The sequence below is a fragment of the Micromonospora sp. NPDC050397 genome (genome assembly GCF_044901685.1).
Taxonomy (GTDB): domain Bacteria; phylum Actinomycetota; class Actinomycetes; order Mycobacteriales; family Micromonosporaceae; genus Micromonospora_G.
In genome coordinates this window covers 1-1,298 of sequence record NZ_JBJDPS010000052.1, presented here as the reverse complement: position 1 = coordinate 1,298, position 1,298 = coordinate 1, and the positions used below count along the sequence as shown (strand labels likewise).

Below are 1,298 nucleotides of genomic sequence, written 5' to 3'. Positions count from 1 at the left end.
GGCGGATTCCAGGGGTCGTTGCAACACGGTGGTTAGTCGGTGACGGTTAGGAGTTTAGCGAGGCGCTCGGCTGGGGTGTCCCAGCCGAGCGTTTTGCGTGGTCGGCCGTTGAGTTCGGCGGCGACGGCGGCGAGGTAGTGCGGGCTGTGGGTGGACAGGTCGGTGCCTTTGGGGAAGTACTGGCGGAGTAGGCCGTTGGTGTTCTCGTTCGAGCCGCGTTGCCAGGGTGAGTGCGGGTCGCAGAAGTAGACCGGCATGTCGGTGGCCATGCTGAACTCGTGGTGTAGTGCCATCTCACCGCCCTGGTCCCAGGTCAGGGACCGTTTCAGGTGGGTGGGCAGGGTGGCCATCGTGGCGAGGAGACCGTCGCGGACATGGTCGGCGGTCCGGCCCTGTCCGAGGTGCACGAGCAGGACGTAACGGGTGGTGCGTTCGACGAGGGTGCCGATCGCGGACGCGCTGTCCTTACCGATGATCAGGTCGCCTTCCCAGTGTCCGGGCACGGCCCGGTCCTCGACCTCGGCCGGCCGGTCACTGATCATGAGCATCGGAGCGACGAACCGGGGTTGGCGTTGCCCCGGCTGCCGGTGAGGTCGACGCACGGCCCGTCCGGTCCGCAGAGCCGCGGTCAGTTCCCGGCGTAGCTCGCCCCGGCCCTGGACGTAGAGCGCCTGGTAGATCGTTTCGTGGGACACGTGGAACTCGCTTCGCTCGGGGAAGTCCCGACGCAGCCGACGGCTGATCTGCTCGGGACTGTGCTTGAGGCCCAGCATCGCCTGCACCAGGAAACGCAGCCCCGGGCGGGCGGCGAGCTTGCCCGTCTTCGGACGCGGCCGCCGCGCGTCGGCGCGTTCCTGAGCAGCGTAAGGCCGGTAGTCACCGCTACCGGGATGACGGTTACGGCGTATCTCCCGACTGATCGTGGACCGGTCCCGTCCCAACTCAACCGCGATCGAAGCCTGAGCGGCGCCTTCCCGGAGCCGGTCAGCGATCACGATTCGCTCGCCCTGCGACAGGAACCTCCCCGACACAGGCGAACGCCGGGCAGCAGAACGTTCGCTCCGCTGCCCGACGTCCCCCTGGCCGGTACTACCGAACCGCCAACGGTGTCCCGTCCTACGGTTGACCCCGACGATCCGACACGCCTGCCCCGTACTCACACCCTGCGCCACAAGATCCAAATATGCCCGACGCTCAGCGTCCAACCTCTTCCGACCCTGCGGCCGACGATCGCTGCGAACCTCGAACATCACAACCCCTGACACGATCAGGCGTTGCAACGATCCCTAGAACCCGAG

General features: G+C 67.2%; 1 protein-coding gene. It reads right to left on the bottom strand.

Annotated elements, in window-relative coordinates:
* Positions 1–32: 32 nt before the first annotated feature.
* The gene (locus ACI2K4_RS36310; protein ID WP_404517633.1) at positions 33–1,160 is read right to left on the bottom strand and encodes an IS30 family transposase; all 1,128 of its coding nucleotides are present in this window, start codon (positions 1,158–1,160) and stop codon (positions 33–35) included.
* Positions 1,161–1,298 lie beyond the last annotated feature (138 nt).